At 31.0% G+C, this 22,105-nt stretch carries 17 protein-coding genes; 11 read left to right on the plus strand and 6 right to left on the minus strand.

Annotation, left to right across the window (positions count from 1 at the left end; genetic code table 11):
* Nucleotides 1-43 precede the first annotated feature (43 nt).
* From H9W90_RS15025 to H9W90_RS15040, 4 genes are read right to left on the minus strand one after another with little or no spacing between them, the layout of a single operon-like run.
* Complete coding sequence (locus H9W90_RS15025) at nucleotides 44-3,421, minus strand: DUF8818 domain-containing protein (RefSeq protein WP_187482387.1); 3,378 nt, start codon at nucleotides 3,419-3,421, stop codon at nucleotides 44-46.
* Between the two features lie 57 nt (nucleotides 3,422-3,478).
* On the minus strand, nucleotides 3,479-3,964 hold the full coding sequence (locus H9W90_RS15030) for a methylated-DNA--[protein]-cysteine S-methyltransferase (RefSeq protein WP_187482388.1): 486 nt from the start codon (nucleotides 3,962-3,964) through the stop codon (nucleotides 3,479-3,481).
* Between the two features lie 6 nt (nucleotides 3,965-3,970).
* A complete protein-coding gene (locus H9W90_RS15035) occupies nucleotides 3,971-4,669 on the minus strand; it encodes a hypothetical protein (RefSeq protein ID WP_187482389.1) in 699 nt (232 codons plus the stop codon).
* Between the two features lie 3 nt (nucleotides 4,670-4,672).
* Nucleotides 4,673-5,437, minus strand: a complete 765-nt coding sequence (locus tag H9W90_RS15040; protein ID WP_187482390.1) for a TatD family hydrolase — start codon at nucleotides 5,435-5,437, stop codon at nucleotides 4,673-4,675.
* Nucleotides 5,438-5,539: 102 nt separating this feature from the next.
* Between H9W90_RS15040 and H9W90_RS15045 the strand changes: the two genes are divergently transcribed.
* Both H9W90_RS15045 and H9W90_RS15050 read left to right on the plus strand, forming a co-directional pair.
* Nucleotides 5,540-6,889, plus strand: a complete 1,350-nt coding sequence (locus H9W90_RS15045) for a DEAD/DEAH box helicase (RefSeq protein ID WP_187482391.1) — start codon at nucleotides 5,540-5,542, stop codon at nucleotides 6,887-6,889.
* 2 nt (nucleotides 6,890-6,891) lie between these two features.
* Entirely contained in the window at nucleotides 6,892-7,257 is a 366-nt protein-coding gene (locus H9W90_RS15050; RefSeq protein ID WP_187482392.1) for a DUF8840 domain-containing protein, read from the plus strand.
* Between the two features lie 42 nt (nucleotides 7,258-7,299).
* On the opposite strand, the gene H9W90_RS15055 is transcribed toward H9W90_RS15050, so the two are convergent.
* Nucleotides 7,300-8,127, minus strand: a complete 828-nt coding sequence (locus H9W90_RS15055) for a universal stress protein (protein ID WP_187482393.1) — start codon at nucleotides 8,125-8,127, stop codon at nucleotides 7,300-7,302.
* A 175-nt stretch (nucleotides 8,128-8,302) separates the two neighbouring features.
* Between H9W90_RS15055 and rimP the strand changes: the two genes are divergently transcribed.
* The 3 genes from rimP to infB all read left to right on the plus strand — a co-directional run bounded on the left by rimP (nucleotide 8,303) and on the right by infB (nucleotide 12,923).
* A complete protein-coding gene (gene rimP / locus H9W90_RS15060; protein ID WP_187482394.1) occupies nucleotides 8,303-8,764 on the plus strand; it encodes a ribosome assembly cofactor RimP in 462 nt (153 codons plus the stop codon).
* 12 nt (nucleotides 8,765-8,776) lie between these two features.
* Nucleotides 8,777-10,033, plus strand: coding sequence for a transcription termination factor NusA (gene nusA, locus H9W90_RS15065; RefSeq protein WP_187482395.1), 1,257 nt, complete (start codon nucleotides 8,777-8,779; stop codon nucleotides 10,031-10,033).
* Between the two features lie 64 nt (nucleotides 10,034-10,097).
* Nucleotides 10,098-12,923 carry a translation initiation factor IF-2 gene (gene infB, locus H9W90_RS15070; protein WP_187482396.1) on the plus strand — a complete coding sequence of 942 codons (2,826 nt, stop codon included), beginning with the start codon at nucleotides 10,098-10,100 and terminating at the stop codon, nucleotides 12,921-12,923.
* A 110-nt stretch (nucleotides 12,924-13,033) separates the two neighbouring features.
* Here infB and H9W90_RS15075 read toward each other — a convergent pair whose 3' ends face one another.
* On the minus strand, nucleotides 13,034-13,402 hold the full coding sequence (locus H9W90_RS15075; RefSeq protein WP_187482397.1) for an SPOR domain-containing protein: 369 nt from the start codon (nucleotides 13,400-13,402) through the stop codon (nucleotides 13,034-13,036).
* Nucleotides 13,403-13,600: 198 nt separating this feature from the next.
* On the opposite strand from H9W90_RS15075, the gene H9W90_RS15080 reads away from it, so the two are divergent.
* The 6 genes from H9W90_RS15080 to H9W90_RS15105 all read left to right on the plus strand — a co-directional run bounded on the left by H9W90_RS15080 (nucleotide 13,601) and on the right by H9W90_RS15105 (nucleotide 22,081).
* Nucleotides 13,601-14,902: a c-type cytochrome gene (locus H9W90_RS15080; protein ID WP_187482398.1), complete on the plus strand. Its 1,302-nt coding sequence runs from the start codon at nucleotides 13,601-13,603 to the stop codon at nucleotides 14,900-14,902.
* A 73-nt stretch (nucleotides 14,903-14,975) separates the two neighbouring features.
* A complete protein-coding gene (locus H9W90_RS15085; RefSeq protein WP_187482399.1) occupies nucleotides 14,976-18,038 on the plus strand; it encodes a TAT-variant-translocated molybdopterin oxidoreductase in 3,063 nt (1,020 codons plus the stop codon).
* Between the two features lie 22 nt (nucleotides 18,039-18,060).
* Nucleotides 18,061-19,524 carry an NrfD/PsrC family molybdoenzyme membrane anchor subunit gene (gene nrfD / locus H9W90_RS15090; RefSeq protein WP_187482400.1) on the plus strand — a complete coding sequence of 488 codons (1,464 nt, stop codon included), beginning with the start codon at nucleotides 18,061-18,063 and terminating at the stop codon, nucleotides 19,522-19,524.
* A gap of 2 nt (nucleotides 19,525-19,526) precedes the next feature.
* Nucleotides 19,527-20,054 carry a DUF3341 domain-containing protein gene (locus H9W90_RS15095; RefSeq protein ID WP_187482401.1) on the plus strand — a complete coding sequence of 176 codons (528 nt, stop codon included), beginning with the start codon at nucleotides 19,527-19,529 and terminating at the stop codon, nucleotides 20,052-20,054.
* Nucleotides 20,055-20,067: 13 nt separating this feature from the next.
* Nucleotides 20,068-20,616 (plus strand): c-type cytochrome, encoded by a 549-nt coding sequence (locus H9W90_RS15100; RefSeq protein ID WP_187482402.1) that lies wholly within the window; start codon nucleotides 20,068-20,070, stop codon nucleotides 20,614-20,616.
* A gap of 25 nt (nucleotides 20,617-20,641) precedes the next feature.
* Nucleotides 20,642-22,081 carry an urease accessory protein UreE gene (locus H9W90_RS15105; protein ID WP_187482403.1) on the plus strand — a complete coding sequence of 480 codons (1,440 nt, stop codon included), beginning with the start codon at nucleotides 20,642-20,644 and terminating at the stop codon, nucleotides 22,079-22,081.
* Nucleotides 22,082-22,105: the final 24 nt, after the last annotated feature.

Consider the following 22,105-nt stretch of genomic DNA (forward strand, 5'->3'; position numbering starts at 1 on the left):
ACGTTTAAAACCTAATAAGGTTGCGTTAAATTTATATAATTATTTAAAATATTGCTTTTAATTGAACACTTCCGGTATGAATTGTTTTAGAATTTTCGCTTTTTCTTCCTAAATAATTAAGATTTAAGTTTAAGAAAGAGTTTATTTTTTGATTGAATAAAAGGCTCCAAGTATAATTTTTTCCTGCTTGTAAACCTTCTAACATTTGGTATGCAACAGGTGTGTTTACATTTCCGGTAAAATTATTTAAAAACACATTTATATTTGCAGAAATTTGGTTCTTTTTACTGTTAATGTAAAAATATTCTAGTCCAAATTTTTGCTGATTTAACTCCTCGAAATCTTGTAACCTATTTAGTTTGTTTTTGTAATGATAAAAAGCTGTTAAACGATTATTTTCATTATATAAAAAACTAATTTTTGGTTGAATTTCTTTTGCGTCGATAGTATAATTTCTGTTGTTAAAATTTTCTGTATCTAAATTGTTTTCAGAAAGTTTACCCATTATATCTAATACCCAAAAGGTTGCAAATTTATGAGCAAAATCTACTTGATGTAATTGTATGGTATTTTCTTGACTACCAATAAAATACTGCTGTTTATTTTTTGAGCTACCATAAGTGTAAGTTGTGCTATATTTCTGTAGATTTTTATTAAAATATAAACTATTTCTAAAACTAAAGTTTAGGTTTATTAACTTGTTTTCATCAAAATCAAAAGGATTAAAATTAAATGAATTTCCTATTCTTTCTTGCTCATTTTCTACAATTAAAAAACTTTGATTATAGAAATGTGAAAGCATTTTTTTAATTCCTTTTTTAGTATTCCATTTGTTAAGATTTATTGCAATTGTTTGGTTAAATTTTGCACGTTGGGTAGATTGAAAACGCAAATTAGGCTTTGGAACTCGCAGATATTCTGCCTGATCTTGAAATTGTGCAACTTCAAATTCATCAAAATCTTGAATTCCGTCATTGTTGTAATCAATCCAAGTATAATACCCAAAACCAGGTTCTGTTTTTACATATACATATTCTTGTCTTGCAATATTTCCAGAGGATGTTTCATAAACGGTTCCTAAATTTACAAAATCGTTAAAAAGCCTTTTATTAAAAACAACTTTAGAGTTTAAAGATTTTTCATTTTCAGAAAAACTATTTTCTGTAACTCTATAATTTGCATATAAACTTAAGTTTGTTAATTTGTTCTGTATCAATTTACTGTTTACGTAAAATGTTTTTCGGTTATTAATTTCTGTAAATTGATTCGATTTTATACTGTCGTTATTTCTATAATTAAAACCAATTTTCGCAAAAACTTTGGTAGAATCTCCTAAACCAAAATAGGTTTCAAATTCCTTAAATCTATGACTTGTATTTATATACTCTTGTGTGGTTTTATTTTTTCTAGCATTGGTTTCTAAATTGATAAATGCACCTAACCAATTTTTTGTAAAACTATGTTCTGCTTTTGCTTTTGCTTTAAAAAATGAGTTGTCTTCTTGTGTAGATGTGTTTCCTAAAAAGCTTCCATCTACAAAAAATGTAGTATTGCTTAATTTTATTTTAGATTGAAGTTCGTGTTTGTTTCCATTAAAATTATCGATATAATTTAGATTGTTATATCTATATAATACAAAATCGTTTTTCTTGTTAGTTAATGAAAGTTCAGATTGAAAGAAATTTTTTGTAGCGTTGTTTGTTAAAATATTCCAATCTCTATTAAATTCAATTGGTTCCCAACCTTGTTCTGTATTAAAATTTTTCTGAACAAATTCATGAGAAATAGCGCTTTTTAATTGCCATTTTTTATCAATTAAAATTTGTTGCCAACCGATTTTTGCAGCTATTGCTGTGTTTTTTGTATCATCTAAACTAGAAAATAAATTAGCATCATTGTTACTCACTGCAATTTCTGAATTGAATTGCGATTTTTCTGACGATTTATAATCAGATTTTAAAACAAAAACTTGAGACTTTGTTGGTGGAATTAAACGAACAATTGGTTTGTAGTTTCCTAAATTTACACCTACATATTTAAAAATATTTCCAATTGCTGTACTTTTATTAATAATATAATCTCCATTATTTGTACCAACGTTAGTAAAGTTTACGGTATATAATTCATCATTTTGGTTTGTAGAGTATTCAAAAGTTTCAACGCTTCCGTTTACAATTTTTTTATAGAGAATTTTGTTTTCATTAAAAGTGTCTAAATAAGCACTTTCTGCAATCATTAAATCAGTATTATTACCTGCATTTGCTAAAATTTGTTTTTGTTCGTCTGTTAAACTTTGTTGTAATGGCTGGTTTTTTGCGTCATTTTCCGAATAAAAATAACCACTAATATTAAGGTTTTCACTTTTATAAGCAGCTTCTTCGTAGGTAACAAAACGTGTGTAATTTCTGTCTGAATATTGAAAATCTATGGCAATTCTCATGTCGTTTGTAATAGGGAAAGTGGTATTAAATTCTATTTCGCCTAAATTATAATCTATTGTGTAATCTTTATCTTCACCACGTTCTATTTGAATTCCGTTTATAAAAACAACTTCACTACCAGCAATAATTACTATTGCAGCTTCATTATTTGCGCCAAAAATTTTATATGGACCTTGGTTACCTTCGCGACCTGTAACGTAATATGTACTAAATTTTCCTCTAACAACTGCACCAGATGCGACTACTTTTAAATTTTTATTAATTTTAGCTTCTACTTGTAAACCTGCTACTTGTTTGTTAAAAGTCATAAAATAACTTTCATGGTTTTTTAGTGAAATATCACCAGCTTTTACGCGCCAGTTATCTGTAAACATTTCAATAAATATTCTATCGAAATCTGTAATGTTTTGCGAGTATCCGTTTTCTTGTAGCGGTATATTTGTGTCAAAAATATTAGCTCTTAAAGTTACGTTTCTAGATAATTTTCCAGAAATTTCTAAATCTAAAGCCGAGTTTGTTACTGCATTTTGGTTGTTACCAGAAGTAATTCCTCTTGTTATAAAACCCTTGGTTTGTAGACCTTCGAAAAGTTTAATTTCTGAAGCTTTGTTATTACTGCTTATACTATATAATTGACCTGTACTTGTTTCGTTAGGCAGAATTAATTTCTCATCAAAAGGACTATATGTTTTTGTTATAAATTCTGGAAACCTAAAATATTCTACAGTAATTTCTTTATATATTTTAGAGTTGATGATTAGAACAGCCTTGCTAAAATCAATTTTATATTCTGATGAAGCAATGGTTTTTAGAAACGTATTTTTAACAGTAAATTTTTGTGGATTTATAGCAACAGAATCTAATTGTAGGGTATCTTTTTCGATTAAAAATTTCTTGCTTCTAAAATCTTTAGATATTGTTTGTGCTTGGATGGAAAACCCAATAAAGATGAATAAAAAAAAGAGAATTCTTTGAACCATAAAAAACGATACAATCTTAACGTAAAAATATGTTTTTTAATGTTTGAAAATAAAATTTTAAAAAAGCGACTGCTGTTTTACAGGGTTTTCGTGCGCTAACAACCATTTTTTACGCCAAATTCCGCCAGCATAACCAGTTAAAGAACCATCAGAACCAATAACTCTATGACATGGAATAACAATCCATAAAGGGTTTTTACCATTTGCTGAAGCAACAGCTCTTATAGCCTTTACGTCTCCTAAAGCTTTACTTTGTTCTAAATAACTTCTTGTTTTTCCGTAAGGTATTTCCAGTAAGGCTTTCCATACTTTTTTCTGGAAATTTGTTCCTTTAGGGTTTACAGTTAAATTAAAACTAGCTCTTTGGTTATTAAAGTATTCGTCTAATTGCGTAACACATTCTTGCAAACATTCTGGTGTTTTTTTATGAATGAGTTCATCGGAAATTTCATCATTATTTAAGACAGAAATAGATTGTATTCCGTTTGTGTCGCCAACAATTTTTGCGATTCCAATTGGTGTTTTATGATAGGTTGTGTTCAAGGTTAGTTAATGATTTTTAAACATAGATCCTTCTATTCCAATATTTAAGCCCATATTTATTGAGTTACCTTTAAATGATGATTTGCCAATACTATTACTTACAAAAATTTTTGCTCTCAAATAAAAACTACTTCGCTCATAATAACCAATAAAATTGGGTTTGTTACTGGTTCTTTTATTACTTTTTAAATCAAAATTTAGCCCAAATGCCACGTTGTTAATAAATGCACTTTCATCTGAATTATCATTGGAAACCTCAACAAATCCAAATCCTCCATAACCTATAAAAGGCAATAATCTAAATCGATTTGTTTCATAAACGGTATAGCCTAAAGCTATATTTCCGTTGTTAATCATACTTCTTTTTCCAGTATTTAAATAAAAGTTATCAATTATTAAATCCTGTTTTAGTTTACTGCTTGAAAACAACATATTAAATCCAATGAATATTTTTTTGTAAAAAAAATCAAGACCAACATTAAGGCCTAAAGTATTGTCAAATGTTTTATCAAATTCTTTTCCATAAGTTGAAAAAAGAGCTCCAAAATTAAAACCTAAATTGAATTTCTCTGTTTTAAAGTCTTTGTTTTTATTTGAATTATTATTAACAGTATTGCCATTTCTAATTAATAAATCCCTATTGTTTTGAGAAAATGAGTTAATTGAAATAATAATTAAAAATAAAAAAGATATAATTTTTTTCATCAATTAAACATTAAATACGTCTTTAGAATTCTGAGTTGTAATTTCCGAAATTTCTTTAAAAGAAAGTTTATAAATATCTATTAATTTATCAATAACATTGGTAATGTATGCACTTTCATTTCTTTTTCCTCGGTAAGGGGTTGGTGCTAAATAAGGTGCATCTGTCTCTAAAACAATATGTTTTATATCTATTTTATTTAAGAATTTATCAATCTTACCATTTTTAAAAGTAGCAACACCACCAATTCCTAATTTCATATTGTAAGAAATTGCTTTTTCTGCTTGCTCTTTTGTTCCTGTAAAACAATGGAAAATACCTCTTAAATCATCTCCTTTTTCAGTTTCTAAAACTTCAAAAATTTCATCAAAAGCATCTCTACAATGAATTACAATTGGTAGTTTCTTTTCCTTTGCCCATTTTATTTGGGTTCTAAAAGCTTCTTGTTGTTGCGCTAAAAAAGATTTGTCCCAATATAAATCGATACCAATTTCGCCAATTGCAAAGAACTCTTTTTTGTCTATCCATTCACGAACATGTGCCAATTCATCTAAATAATTTTCTTTTACAGAAGTAGGGTGTAAGCCCATCATTAAATACACGTCATAAGGGTAATCTTTTTCTAATTGCAACATTTTGTCTGTGTAAGAAGAGTCTATTGCAGGAATAAAAAATCGAGAAACACCTGCTTCTTTTGCACGTAAAATCATTTCATTTTGGTCTTCATCAAACTGACTAGAATATAAATGGGTGTGAGTATCTGTAATCATTATTTTTTTAGATAATTTTCAGCAAAACTACAAATTAATCTACTGTTGAACTCCTGTTGTAAAACATTTTATAAAACGTACCTTTGCAGAAAATTTAGTAAGATGACTTTTGAAGAATTAGATTTATCAAATCAACTACAATATGCAATTGACGATTTAGGTTTTAACGCACCAACGCCAATTCAGCAACAAGCATTTTCTGTAGTAAGATCTGGTAAAGATGTTGTGGGAATTGCGCAAACAGGAACAGGTAAAACATTTGCGTACATGTTACCAATTTTACGCGATTTAAAATACTCTACCCAAAAACATCCTAGAGTGTTGGTTTTGGTACCAACTCGTGAACTAGTTTTACAAGTGGTAGATGAAATAGAAAAGCTAGCAAAATATATTAATGTTCGTGTTTTAGGAGTTTATGGTGGTGCTAATATCAACACTCAAAAACAAGCTATTTTACAAGGACAAGATATTATTGTAGCAACTCCAGGACGTTTGTATGATTTAGGGTTAAGCAATGCTTTAAAGTTGAAGTCTATCCAGAAATTAGTAATTGATGAAGTAGATGTAATGCTAGATTTAGGATTCCGTTTTCAGTTGATGAATATTTTTGATATTCTTCCAGAAAGAAGACAAAACGTTTTGTTTTCGGCAACAATGACAGAAGATGTAGATGCTTTAATTTACGATTTCTTTAAAAAACCAGAAAAAATTTCGGTTGCAGTAAGCGGAACTCCTCTTGATAATATTGAACAAGTGTCTTATAATGTACCAAACTTTTTTACGAAAGTAAATTTGTTGAATCATTTTTTAGAAGACAAGCAAGAGTTTAATAAAGTACTAGTCTTTGTGTCTTTTAAAAGAACTGCAGACATGCTTTTTAAAGAATTAGAAGAAGTTTTTGGTAGCGAAACCTGTGTAATACATTCTAATAAAACCCAGAATTACAGAATTCGTTCTATAAGACAGTTTGATGAAGGAAATAATAGGATTTTAGTTGCTACAGATGTAATGGCACGTGGTTTAGATTTTGATAATGTTTCTCATGTTATTAATTTTGATACACCAGATTTTCCGGAAAATTACATGCATAGAATTGGTAGAACTGGTCGTGCAGAAAAAGCAGGGAAAACTATTTTATTTTCAACAGAAAAAGAACAAGAAGGAAAACTAGAAATAGAAGCTTTAATGAATTATAAAATTCCGGTTTTAGAACTTCCAGAAACTGTAGAAATTTCTAAATTATTAACAGAGGATGAGCGTCCTAAAGAAGATGCAGATCAATCTAAAAATAGAACTGGACTAGAATATGTTCCTGGTCCAGCGTTTCATGAAAAGAGTGAAAAGAACAGCAAAACCAACCAAGGTGGTTCTTACAGAAGAGAAATTGCTAAAAAATATAAGAAGCCAAAAACTCGTGGCGACAAAAATTATAATAAACGAAATAAGAAATAATAATGCAGGTTTTAACAGCGCAAGAATTGCATAATTTAGCAATGAATATTGTTGGTAAGAAACTTATAAAAATGGGTTATGAATTTCAGGCTATTAATAGCCAGTTAAAAAGACACCCGCAATTTGTGTTGTTTAAAAAAGGAGAACCTACCATTTTTGTTTTGGTAAAAGCAACTAACAATATACAAAATCCTGAAGAATATGATGTTCTGTGGATGGAGACTTTTAAAAATCATGCAAAAAAACAAAATGCTAAAGTTTGGTTTGCTGGAGTGGGAATTGCAAACGCAGAAAGTGTAGAAAATCCTGTCTTTAAAGATCAGCCTTATTATGTGGCTTTTGAGAATTTTATAAAAATATTAGAATAATAAAAAAACCTGAAAATTTACTTTTCAGGTTTTTTTTTACATTTAAACTTTAATTGTTAACATGGGTTTTAAAGCACTTTTAGATAAGTTCTTTGTAACACTTGCAGAAAATAAATGAGATAATCCACTTCTACCATGTGTACTTAAAGCAATAATGTCTGCATTTACATCTCTAGAAAAATTTAAAATTCCATTTTCTACAGAAGTATCATTGTATATATTTATAGAATGTTTTGGTAGTTCATATTTATTTATAAAATCTTTTACTTTTTCTGTGGCATCATGTGTACTTTCAAAATGTGAAGGAGTATTAACTTTTAATAAATGTACTTTACTACCAAATTGATGAGCGAAATCTAGAAACTTGCCAAATACTTCTCTATTATCATTTTTAAAACTAGAAGCAAAAACTAAATTTTTTAATTTAAATTTTTTATGATCCTTTTTAACCACAATAACTGGTATTGCAGAGGTTCTAACTACTTTTTCTGTATTAGAGCCAATTAAAATTTCTTCAAATTCAGAATGTCCTTTAGAACCCATAATTATTAAATCTGCATCAATTTTTTCTGCATATTTTTTAATACCTTCAAAAGGTGTATTTAATTTTATAAAATATTCTACGTGAATGTCTTCGCTAAAAATCTTATCTTTAAATTGAAGTACTTTTTCTCTAACCTTTCTTAAATACAACATACTTTCTGGAATGCTAAATTTACTTCCTGCACCCATATCTATTACTCCTTTTGGGAGTTCTATCATATGAATAAGGTAAACAATAGCATTTGTCTTTTTTGCAATTCTTGCAGCCATTTTTGAAGCGTATTCAGATGGTTTAGAAAAATCGATTGGAACTAAAATCTTCTTCATTGGTTAAAAGTTTAAAGTTAAAAAAAAGGGATATTTAAAGTTACAAAATTTTTTTGAATAAAACTCTGTTTGTTAAATCATAAACAATTCGTATATTTGCACCGAAAATCACAATAAATGATAAATGAAGGGGACTAAAAGTCCCCTATTTTTATATTTTATTTTAAGATTTAAAATGGACCAAAAAAAGGTAAAAGATTTAATTGACGAGGCTTTAGCAGAGAATGAATCTTTGTATTTAGTAGATTTAGTAATCTCTGAAAACAATAAAATTCAAGTTACTGTAGATGGAGATAATGGAGTCCCTTTAAGTGAGTGTATTAGAATTAGTAGAAGTGTTGATAGTAATTTCGACAGAGAAGAAGAAGATTTTTCATTAGAAGTTTCTACACCAGACATTTCACATCCACTAAAATTAAAGAGACAGTATATTAAAAACATCAACAGAATCTTAAAAGTAAAAACTGCTACAGAAGAACTAGAAGGAACTTTAGTTGAAGCAGATGAAGATAAAATTGTTTTGCGTTGGAAAGCGAGAGAACCAAAACCAGTAGGTAAAGGGAAAGTTACTGTAGAAAAAACAGTTACTGTAGAGTATAAGGATATTAAAGAAGCAAAAGTGAAAATTGTATTTTAAGCAAAAGATGTAATGGAAAATATAGCATTAATTGATTCGTTTTCAGAATTTAAAGATAATAAGAGTATAGACAGAGTAACATTAATGTCTATTTTAGAAGAAGTATTTAGAGCTGCCTTAAAACGTAAGTTTGGATCTGATGATAATTTTGATATTATTATAAACCCAGACAAAGGAGATTTAGAAATTTGGAGAAATAGAGTTGTTGTTGCAGATGGTTTTTCTGAAGATGATAATGAAGAAATTGAACTTGCAGAAGCAAGATTAATTGAACCAGATTTCGAAATTGGTGAAGATGTTTCTGAAGAAGTAAAATTAATAGATTTAGGAAGAAGAGCTATTTTAGCATTACGTCAAAACTTAATATCTAAAATTTACGAACACGATAGTACAAACATCTTTAAGCATTTTAAAGATTTAGAAGGAGAGTTATATAGTGCAGAAGTGCATCATATTCGTCATAACGCAATTATTTTGTTAGATGATGAAGGAAATGAGATTGTTTTACCAAAAAGTGAACAAATTCGTTCAGACTTCTTTAGAAAAGGAGATAATGTAAGAGGTGTTATAAAAACAGTAGAATTAAGAGGAAATAAACCAGCTATTATATTGTCTAGAACAGCTCCAGCATTTTTAAATAAATTATTCGAGCAAGAAATTCCAGAAGTTTTCGACGGTTTAATTACTGTAGAAGGAGTTGCAAGAATACCAGGAGAAAAAGCAAAAGTAGCGGTAGATTCTTATGATGATAGAATAGATCCTGTTGGAGCTTGTGTTGGTGTTAAAGGTTCTAGAATTCATGGTATAGTTCGTGAGTTAGGTAATGAAAACATAGACGTTATCAATTACACTAAAAATGAGCAGTTGTTTATTTCAAGAGCATTAAGTCCTGCAAAAGTGACTTCAATGGAAATTGAAATGTATGAAGAAGAAAGAAATGGTAAAAAAGGACGTGTAAGTGTGCTTTTAAAACCAGAAGAAGTTTCTAAAGCAATTGGTAGAGGTGGTGTTAATATTCGTTTAGCGAGTGAGTTAACAGGTTACGAAATTGATGTTAAGAGAGAAGGTTTAGAAGAGGAAGATGTAGAATTAACAGAATTTGTAGATGAAATTGAAGACTGGGTAATAGCAGAATTCAAGAAAATTGGTTTAGATACAGCAAGAAGCGTACTAGAAACTAGTGTTGCAGAATTGGTAAAAAGAACCGATTTAGAAGAAGAAACAATTATGGATGTTCAAAGAATTCTTAAAGAAGAGTTTGAAGAATAATCAAAATTAAAGAGTAAACGTAAAAAAAGTATATTTTTACAAATTAAAGGCTAAAAAATAATATATGTCTGAAGGCAAAACAACGAGGCTTAATAAAGTTTTAAGAGAATTAAATATTTCTCTTGATAGAGCAGTAGAATATTTAGCAGATAAAGGTCATGAAATTGAATCAAGACCAACTACTAAAATTTCTGGTGATGTTTATCAAGTGTTACTAGATGGCTTCCAAACAGATGCTAGTAAAAAAGCTGCGTCTAAAGAAGTTGGCGAAGAAAAACGTAAGGAGAAAGAGGCAATTCGTTTAGAAATTGAAGCTAAGTTAGAGAAGAAAAGAGAAGAAGAGGTTAAGAAAGAGGAAGTCTTAAAAGCCAAAGCAGATAAATTAGCATTTAAAACTGTTGGTAAGATAGATATTGACAATGTTGGTAAAAAAGCAGCTCCAAAGAAAGAAGAGGTTAAGGAAGATGTAAAAGAAGAAGCGCCTAAAAAAGAAGTTGTTGCAGAGCCTAAAGCAGAAAAACCAGCTGAAGAAAAAACAACAGTTAAGGAAACAAAAGAAATAAAGGTAGAGAAGCCTAAAGTTCAAGAAAAAGTTTCTGAAGTAGAAAAAGAAGCTTCTAAAATTGAGAAAAAGGTAGAAGGTAAAAAAGAATCTACTAAAGCAGAAGAAAAGACTGAAGAGGTTACTGCAGAAAATGCAGAAGCTATAAAAACGCAGTATAAAAAGTTAGATGGTCCAAACTTTACAGGTAAGAAAATTGATTTAAAACAATTTGAAAAACCTAAAAAGAAAAAGCCAGAAGCTAAAAAAGATGCAGCTTCAGATCCTAGAAAAAAACGTAAGCGTATTAGTAAACCAGGTACACCTGGTGGAAATGCGCCAAGACCAAGAGGAACTGGGCCAAGAGGAAATAATAGTCCTAATAGACCTGGAAATAGAGGTGGTAGAGGAAATACAAGACCTGCTGCAGTTAAAAAAGAAGAGCCTACAGAAGCAGAGATTCAAAAGCAAGTAAGAGAAACTCTTGAGAAATTGCAAGGAAAATCTTCTAGAGGTAAAGGAGCAAAATATCGTAGAAATAAAAGAGATGCTCATAGAGAACATACAGAAGCAGAGTTAGAGGCACAGGCATTAGGTAACAAGATTTTAAAAGTAACAGAATTTGTTACAGTAAGTGAAGTTGCAACAATGATGGAAGTTCCTGTAACTAATATTATTTCTGCATGTATGTCTTTAGGAATGATGGTAACAATGAATCAGCGTTTAGATGCAGAAACATTAGTTATTGTTGCAGAAGAATTTAATCATAAAGTAGAGTTTGTTGGAGCCGAAGTAGAGGAATCTATTGAAGAGGTAGAAGATAAACCAGAAGATTTAGAAACTCGTGCACCAATTATTACGGTAATGGGTCACGTAGATCATGGTAAAACTTCATTATTAGATTATATTAGAAAGGCAAATGTTATTGATGGTGAAAGTGGAGGAATTACGCAACATATTGGAGCGTATTCTGTAAATGTAGGTGATCAAAAAATTGCATTTTTAGATACTCCTGGTCACGAAGCCTTTACGGCAATGCGTGCACGTGGAGCGCAAGTAACGGATTTAGTAATTATTGTAGTTGCTGCAGATGATGATGTAATGCCACAGACTAAGGAGGCAATTTCTCACGCACAAGCTGCTGGAGTTCCTATTATATTTGCAATTAATAAGATAGATAAACCAAATGCAAATCCAGATAATGTAAAAACTCAATTATCTTCAATGAATTTATTAATTGAAGAATGGGGTGGTACTATACAATCGCAAGATATTTCTGCAAAAACAGGAGAAGGAGTTCCTGAACTGTTGGAAAAAGTTTTATTAGAAGCTGAAATATTAGAATTGAAGGCTAATCCTAATAAAAACGCAGTTGGTGCAGTGGTAGAGGCTTTATTAGATAAAGGTAGAGGATATGTTTCTACTATTTTAGTACAAGCAGGTACATTAAAAATTGGAGATTACATTTTAGCTGGTAAACATAGTGGTAAAGTAAGAGCAATGTTCGATGATAAGGGTAACAACTTACAACAAGCAAAACCATCAACACCAGTATCTATTTTAGGTTTAGACGGAGCGCCACAAGCAGGTGATAAGTTTATTGTTTTTGATGATGAAAGAGAAGCAAAACAAATTGCATCTAAACGTTCTCAATTACAACGTGAGCAATCTGTAAGAACTCAAAAAACATTAACGTTAGATGAAATTGGACGTAGAATTGCGTTAGGAGACTTTAAAGAATTAAACATTATCTTAAAAGGAGATGTAGATGGTTCTGTAGAGGCATTAACAAATTCATTCCAAAAATTATCGACAGAAGAAATTCAAGTAAATATTTTACATAAAGGTGTTGGAGCCATTACAGAAAGTGATGTTTTATTAGCAACAGCTTCAGATGCAATTATTGTTGGATTCAACGTTCGTCCGCAAGGAAACGCCAGAGTAATAGCAGATAAAGAAGAAGTAGATATTAGAACATATTCTATTATTTATGATGCAATTAACGATCTTAAAGATGCAATGGAAGGAATGTTATCTCCTGAAATGAAAGAAGAAGTTACTGGTAATGTAGAAATAAGAGAAATTTATAAAATATCTAAAGTTGGAAACATTGCAGGTTGTATGGTAATGTCTGGTAAAATCTTTAGAGATTCTCAAATTAGAATTATTAGAGACGGAATTGTAGTTCATGACGGAACTCTTACAGCATTAAAGCGATTTAAAGATGATGTTAGAGAAGTTGCTAAAGGATATGATTGTGGTATTCAAATTAAGAATTACAATGATATAGCTGAAGGTGATGTGATTGAAGCTTACAAAGAAGTAGCAGTTAAAAAGAAGTTGAAATAAACTAAATTTTAAATAAAGTAAAAGCCGAAATTCTTATGAATTTCGGCTTTTTTATTTTTCTACTATTGAACTTATTTACTTGTAGTTTACCCGCTTTTAAAGGCTCAAAACTATTTTCCCATTGGAATCACAATAATTCCAGAGAATTTTTCTTTAAAAATCACTAATGATTTATCAGCTTCTAACTTTGTTTTGTAGTTTCCAACTTGAACCTTCCAATATGGTTGGTCATATTCTAAAATGTTATATGTTCCAGGAAATTCAATTCTAAATTTATTTCGCAAACTTTTAGCTTTTGTTTCATTACCGTAGTAAATTTGTATTCTGTATCCAAATCCAAATTCTTTGTTGTAAGCCCTTTTTTTTGCAATCAATTCTTTTACTTGTTTGCTACTATTTGTGTTATTTTGAGCAGAAATACCTTGAATACTTATAAAAGCAGAGATAAAAAGAGTAGCTAAAAGCCGTTTATTTTTCATATTAAATTTGTTTCTACAAAAATAACGACTTGTTATAGAATAAATTGAATAAAATTGTTATTTAGAATTATTATAAATTAAATTTAACATTCTTTTAGCTTTTCAGATTTTAGCAATAAGTAGTACTTTTGTCAAACTGTTCGGAAAATATGTTTTTGAACGAATTTATACACATTACTAAAATAATAGTTTGTAAATATGAAAAGTGTAGCACTACACAATAGACTAACCACACTGCTTTTAAGGAGTTTTACGGTATTTTTGTTTTTCGCATTTAGCTTATCTTCTTATTCTCAAGATATAGATGAGGCTCGTCAGAAAGAAGGAAAAAAACTATTTAAATCTTTGTGTGCTTCTTGTCACAAGTTAGATAAGAAATTAGTAGGTCCAGCTTTAGGGAAAGTAGAAGAGCGTAGAGAACACGCTTGGTTACAGTCTTGGATTAAAAATAACGCAGAGTTAAGGGCTTCTGGAGATAGAGATGCAATTGAAATCTTTGATGAGTACAAGGGTTCGCCTATGACAGCTTTTCCACAGTTAACAGATAAAAATATCGATGATATTTTATACTATACAACTGTTGGTGAAATTAAAAAGGTTGTTGATAATGCAAATCAAAATGAAGCTACTGTTTCTTCAGGAGGAGCGCCAGAATGGCTTATCTATTTGTTAACAGCTGCTATAGTAGTTGCTTTCTTGATGATTGCTAGTTTATTAAAGCAAGTTAGTGAGTTAAAAGGGAATAACAACCCAGAAACACAATCTAACTTAAAAAGAGATTTACAGGAACTTTGGGTTGGTGTAAAGAATAATACTTTTCTAAAAGTAATGTCAACAATATTTTTACTTTTAGTAGGTGCTTACTTTGTGTTCGGAACTTTGTTTAAAGTAGGTGTTGATGAAGGATATATGCCGCTTCAAGAAATAGCATTTTCTCATAAAATTCATGCAGGTGATAATAAGATAGATTGTCAGTATTGTCATTCATCAGCAAAGCATAGTAAAACATCTGGTATTCCATCAGCAAATGTTTGTATGAATTGTCATAAAAATATTTCTGAAGTTGCAGAGGATACTAAAATTGAATGGGATGGTTTAACTTATGGTAAAGCAGAGTTAGATAAAGAAATTGCGAAAGTTTATAATGCTGTTGGTTGGGATGCAGATAACTTAGAGTATACTGGTGAAACAAAACCTATTAAATGGGTAAGAGTTCATAATCTTCCAGATTTCGTATACTTTAATCATTCACAACACGTAACTGTTGCAGGATTAAAATGTCAAAAATGTCACGGACCTGTAGAGGAAATGGATGAGATGCATCAATATTCTCCATTAACAATGGGTTGGTGTATAGATTGTCATAAAGAAACTAAAGTGGATTTAAAAGGTAATGAGTATTACAAGAAAATCCATGAAGAGTTGGCAAAGAAATTCAATGTTGAGCAAGTTACAATTGCACAGCTTGGAGGGAAAGAATGTGGTAAATGTCACTATTAATTAAAGAAGAAAGATAGTTTGGTTTTGGTGTAATAACTAAAACAAATAACTAACAACTAATAACTAAATATAAATGGCTTCAAACAAAAAATACTGGCAAAGTGTTGAGGAACTTAAAGGAAGTTCTATTGTTGAAACGTTAAGTAAAAATGAATTTGTAGAAGAAATTCCTACGGATGATTTTTTAGGTGATAAAGAAACTTTAGAAAATTCTTCTACATCACGTAGAGATTTCTTAAAATACGTTGGCTTTACAACAGCTGCGGCTTCTTTAGCTGCCTGTGAAGGTCCAGTTAGAAAGGCTATACCTTATGTTGTAAAACCAGATGATGTGACTATTGGAGTTGCAGATTGGTATGCAACATCTATGGCAGATGGATACGATTTTGCAAATGTGTTAGTAAAAACACGTGAAGGTCGTCCAATTCAAATAATGCCAAATAAAGATGCAAACGGAACAACAAGTGCTAGGGTACAAGCTTCAGTGTTATCTTTATATGATGAAACTTTACGTTTAAAAGAGCCAACTAAAAGTGGAGAAACAATTTCTTGGGCAGATGCAGATAAAGAAATTGGAGCTAAATTAAACGAATTAAAAGAAGCTAATAAGTCTGTTGTTTTATTAACAGGAACAATGGCAAGCCCGTCTACAAGTAAAATTGTTGAAGAGTTTATTACAGCTTATCCAAATACAAAACATGTTGTTTATGATGCGGTTTCAGAATCTGGTGCTGTAGATGCTTTTATGGCAATGTATGGTAAACGTGCTTTACCAAACTACCATTTAGATAAAGCAAAAACAATTGTTTCTTTTGGTGCGGATTTTCTTGGAGATTTTCATGGAGGATTCGAAAAAGCATATATCAATGGAAGAAAGCCGCAAACAGGTAAAATGTCTTACCATGTGCAGTTAGAGAGTAATATGTCTTTAACTGGTGCTAATTCTGACAAAAGAGTAGTTGTAAAACCATCTGACCAAGTATATGGTTTGTTGAATTTGTACAACGCTATTACAGGTGCTAATGTTACCTCTAAAGCAACTCCTGCTGATAAAGTTATTAAACAATTAGCTTCAGATTTAAAGAAAGCTGGTTCTAAAGGTGTTGTTCTTACAGGGTTAAATGATAAAAATGCACAATTAATTGCTTTAGCAATTAATAAAGCATTAAATAGTGAAATTATTGATACAACTAATACATTAAATATCCGTCAAGGAAATGATGCAGAGGTTGCTCAATTAGTTTCAGATATGAAAGCTGGTAAAGTTGCAGGAATTCTTTCTTACAATGTTGATCCAATTTATTCATTGTCAAATTCATCAGATTTTTCTGAAGGACTAAAAAAAGTAGAAATATCGGTAGCATTATCTACAGAGAATAATGAAACAGTAAATGCTTCACATTTTGCATTACCAACTCCACATTTCTTGGAGTCTTGGGGAGATGCACAATTTGATTCAGTTACTTATGGTTTAGTACAACCAACTATTCAACCACTATTTAATACTCGTCAAGTTCAAGATACGTTGTTAAAATGGTCTGGAAATGCAACTAAATATTACGATTATTTAAAAGCTTTTGCTACAACTAACGTTTTAGGTGGAAGTTCTTGGAATACAGCTTTACATAATGGATTCTTTACTTCAACAGCTTCATTAGAAGAAGAAGTTTTCGAATCTACTGTTGTAATTTCTGATGTAGCTTCAAAATTATCAAGTGCTGCAAATAAAGCATCTGGTTTTGAATTAAATTTTTATACCAAAGCAGGTTTAGGTGATGGTAAACAGGCAAACAATCCTTGGTTACAAGAGTTCCCAGATCCTATCACAAGAGCTTCTTGGGATAATTACCTAACAATGTCTATTGCTGATGCTAAAGAATTAGGTTTCGATAATCCTGTAAAAGATAATGGTGCTATCAATGGAGATTATGCTAAAGTATCTGTAAATGGTGCAGAAGTAATAGTTCCTGTTATGGTGCAGCCAGGTCAGGCAAAAGGTTCTGTAGGTTTAGCGTTAGGTTATGGTAAAACTTTTGGCTTAAAAGAAGAAATGAATGTAGGTGTTAATGCTTATCCTTTATATAAAGGAGGTAATAACATTCAATATAATGTGTCAATAGAAAAAGTATCTGGAACTCATAAATTTGCTTGTACACAAGTACAAAAAACAATTGCTGGGCGTCATGATATTTTAAAAGTAGCTTCTTTAAAAGACTACAATACTGTTGCACCTAAAGATCATAAAAATGGTTGGAATAAACCTTCTTATGTTTCTTATGATCATCAAGAAGTCGAAGCTAATACCATTGATTTATGGGATGAGCATAACAGGGAAATTGGTCATCACTTTAATTTATCTATAGATTTAACATCTTGTACTGGTTGTGGAGCTTGTGTTATAGCATGTCATGCTGAAAACAACGTTCCAGTAGTAGGTAAAAATGAAGTTAGAGTTGGTAGAGATATGCACTGGTTGCGTATTGATAGATATTATTCTTCTGAAGTAGAAACTAGAGAAGAAGCAAAAGAATTAGGGTTAAGTAGAGGTGAAATGTATGAAGCATTAGAAACTGAAGCAGAAAATCCTGAAGTTACTTTTCAGCCGATGATGTGTCAGCACTGTAATCACGCTCCTTGTGAGACTGTGTGTCCAGTTGCAGCAACATCTCATGGTCGTCAAGGACAAAACCAAATGGCATACAACAGATGTGTTGGTACAAGGTATTGTGCAAATAACTGTCCATATAGAGTTCGTCGTTTTAACTGGTTTCAATACTCAAATAATAATGAGTTTGATTTCAATATGAATAATGAATATGGTAAAATGGTTTTAAACCCAGATGTTGTAGTTCGTTCTAGAGGAGTTATGGAAAAGTGTTCTATGTGTATTCAAATGACACAAGCAACAATTCTAAAAGCTAAAAAAGAAGGAAGAGCTGTAAATACTGATGAGTTCGAAACTGCTTGTTCATCTGCATGTACAACAGGAGCTATGGTATTTGGTGATGTAAACAATAAAGAAGACGAAGTAGCTGCATTAGCAGAAGATAAAAGAGCATATAATGTTTTAGATTATCTTCAAACGAAGCCAAATGTAATCTATCAAGTGAAGATAAAAAACACAAACGAAGCGTAATTAAAATTTAAGATATAAAAATATGTCTCATTACGAAGCACCCATAAGGGAACCTTTAGTATTAGGTGATAAAACATATCACGATATTACCGAAGACATTGCAAAACCTATAGAAGGTAAAGCAAATAAGAATTGGTACATGGCATTTTACATTTCTTTAGCAGCAATGCTATGGGGGTTTGGATGTATCTTTTACACAGTAGGAACTGGTATTGGAGTTTGGGGATTGAGCAAGAACATTGGATGGGCTTGGGATATTACTAACTTTGTATGGTGGGTAGGTATTGGTCATGCAGGAACATTAATTTCTGCTGTACTTTTATTATTCCGTCAAAAATGGAGAATGGCAATTAACCGTTCTGCAGAAGCAATGACAATTTTTGCTGTTTTTCAAGCTGGATTGTTTCCAATCATTCACATGGGGCGTCCTTGGAACGGATATTGGGTTTTACCAATTCCTAACCAGTTTGGATCACTTTGGGTAAACTTTAACTCACCATTATTATGGGATGTATTTGCAATCTCAACATATTTATCTGTATCATTAGTTTTCTGGTGGACAGGTTTATTACCAGATTTTGCAATGATTCGTGATAGAGCTGTAAAACCTTTTCAAAAGAAAATTTACGCTTTATTATCATTTGGTTGGTCTGGTAGAGCAAAAGATTGGCAACGTTTCGAAGAAGTATCTTTGGTACTTGCAGGTTTAGCAACACCATTAGTACTTTCTGTACATACAATTGTATCTATGGACTTTGCAACATCAATCAACCCAGGTTGGCACTCAACAATTTTCCCACCTTATTTCGTAGCTGGAGCTATCTTTTCTGGATTTGCAATGGTACAAACGTTATTAGGTATTATGAGAAAAGTTACTAATATGGAAGATTATATTACACGTTTGCACGTAGAATATATGAATATTGTAATTATTTTAACTGGTGGAATTGTAGCTGTAGCTTATGCAACTGAATTTTTTATAGCTTGGTATACAGGTTCTCCTTATGAGTACTACACATATTTATCTGTAGGTGCTGCAACAGGTCCTTATGCTTGGGCATTCTACTCTTTATTATTCTTTAACATCTTAACTCCACAGTTATTATGGTTCAAGAAAATTAGAAGAAGTTTTATATGGTCATTTATCATTTCAATATTTATTAATATTGGTATGTGGTTTGAACGTTTCGATATCATTGCAATTGTATTAAGTAAAGGTCATTTACCATCAACATGGTGGCGTTTTGAGCCAACTTTTGTAGATGTTGGTATCTTTATTGGAACAATTGGGTTCTTCTTTGTATTATTCTTATTATATGCAAGAACATTCCCAGTAATCGCGCAAGCGGAAGTAAAAACAATATTAAAATCTTCTGGTGAATTTTACAAGAAGAGAAGAGAACAAGGAATTCCTACAAAACCTGCGATTGTTGTAGCAAAAGCAGCTGTAAAAAAGGAAGATTCTGATAACAATTTAAACGAATAATTATGGAATCATCAAAAGTTATTCATGCGTTTTATACTGATGACGAAATTTTGTTAGATGCAGTGAAAGTTGTAAAAGCAAAACATCATCATATTGAAGAAGTATTTTGTCCATTCCCAGTACATGGTTTAGACAAAGCTATGGGGTTGGCTCCAACAAGATTAGCTATTACAGCTTTCTTTTACGGAATCACAGGTTTGTCTGTTGCTATTTGGATGACAAATTACATGATGATTCAAGATTGGCCTCAAGATATTGGAGGTAAACCAAGTTTTTCTTGGGTTGCTAATATGCCAGCATTTGTACCAATTATGTTTGAATTAACAGTGTTTTTTGCAGCTCACTTAATGGTAATTACTTTTTATATGAGAAGTAGAATTTGGCCATTTAAAGAGGCAGAGAATCCTGATCCAAGAACTACAGATGATCATTTTTTAATGGAAATACCTGTACATAACAATGAAGCAGAATTAACAGCTTTATTAGCAACTACAGGAGCTGTAGAAATTAATATAGTAGACAAGCACTAATAGATAGATGATAATGAAGAATTTTAGATTAATTATCGCTTTACTAGTTGTTGCAAGTTTTATTTCTTGTAACAATAGAAGAACACCTAGCCTTCAATATATGCCTGATATGTATGTATCTGTACCATATAATCCAAATGGAGCAGAAGGTTTAAATGGGAATCCAGTAAATTCGGAGCCAGTTGCAGGAACAATTGCACGTGGAGGCCATGCTAGTTATGATATTCCTAATACTAATGAAGGATATGAAAAAGCAAAAGCCGAATTAACAAATCCTATTGAAGCTTCTGAAGAAAATTTAGAGAACGGAAAAAAAATGTACGATATTTATTGTGCAACTTGTCATGGAACTAAAGGTGATGGAAATGGGGTTTTATCTCAAAGAGAGAAATTTTCTGGGATTCCTAACTATAAAGATAGAGATATAAACGCAGGTAGTATTTATCATGTAATCATGCACGGTAAAAACTTAATGGGTTCACATGCATCTCAATTAACGTATAAAGAGCGTTGGCAAATAGTACAATACGTAGAACAATTACGTATAGAATTAGCAAAATAATTACAAAAAGAAGAATACGAAAGATATGTATCAATTCTCAGGTAAATTAAAAACATTCTCATTAGCACTAATTATTTTAGGAGCTTTGGGTATTGCATATAGTTTTTATTCAGCACCTAAAACTGTTGAAGAAGCTAAAGAAATTATAGCACATCAAGTGTCATCACATGGAAACACTCATGGTGATTCTCATGATGAAGTTTCAAAAGAAGATCACAAAAGTGATGCTGTATTTGATTCTCATGGTGTTAAAAAAGAAGCACATGCTTCTTCAGGTGATCATGCAGAGCATCATGACGCAAAACATGATGAGCATGTTTTTCATCAATTGCAAAATAAACCTTGGGCTGCATTTTATGTAGCATTATTTTTCTTTTTAGGAGTTACATTATTGGTATTAGCCTTTTATGCATCGCAAAGAGTAGCACAATCTGGTTGGTCTGTTGTTTTGTTTAGAGTAATGGAAGCAATAACAGCTAATTTAGTGCCAACATCTGTAATAATGTTATTTGTAGTAATTGCTTCGGTAATGCACATTAATCACCTTTTTCCTTGGATGGCAGAAGGAGTTTTCGACCCAACAAGTGCAAATTATGATCCTATTATAGAAGGTAAAGCTTGGTGGATGAATATTCCAGGTTGGACAATTAGAAGTATAATCTATTTAGTAATATGGAATGCTTACAGATGGTTTATCCGTAGAAATTCTATTAAAGAGGATACTGCAAATGATGGTGGTAAAACATATAAATTAAATTACAATGTATCTGTAGGATTTATTTTCCTATTTATGATTACAGAATCTATGATGTCTTGGGATTGGATTATGGGATTAGATCCTCACTGGTTCTCTACATTATTTGGTTGGTATGTTCTAGCAAGTTTACTAGTAAGTGCTTTAACAGCAATTGCTTTTGTTACAATATACTTACGTTCTAAAGGAGCTTTACCAGGAGTAAACGATAGTCATATTCATGATTTAGCTAAATTCATGTTTGGTTTTTCTGTATTTTGGACTTATTTATGGTTTGCTCAATTTATGTTAATCTGGTATGCAGACATTCCGGAAGAAACAACTTACTTTGTAGCAAGATTTAATGAATATAAATTACCATTTTTAGCTATGGTAGGTATGAATTTTGTATTCCCAATATTGTTATTATTAAATAGCGACTTTAAGAGTATTCCTTGGTTTGTTGTAATTGGAGGTATTGTTATTCTTGCAGGACACTATATAGATATTTTTGTAATGGTTATGCCTGCAACAGTTGGTGCACAATGGTCTTTCGGTATTGCAGAATTAAGTGCCTTGTTATTCTTTTTAGGAATCTTTATTTATGCTACATTTAGTGCATTCGCTAAAGCAAATCCTATACCACAAGGAAATCCATTTTTAGAAGAAAGTGAACACTTTCACTATTATAATATTGAACACAGAGGAGAAGGATCATCAGATCATCATTAATAATAATTTGAACTAAAATAATTA

Origin of the sequence: Polaribacter pectinis (assembly GCF_014352875.1) — a bacterium.
In the GTDB taxonomy this organism is placed as follows: Bacteria; Bacteroidota; Bacteroidia; order Flavobacteriales; family Flavobacteriaceae; genus Polaribacter; species Polaribacter pectinis.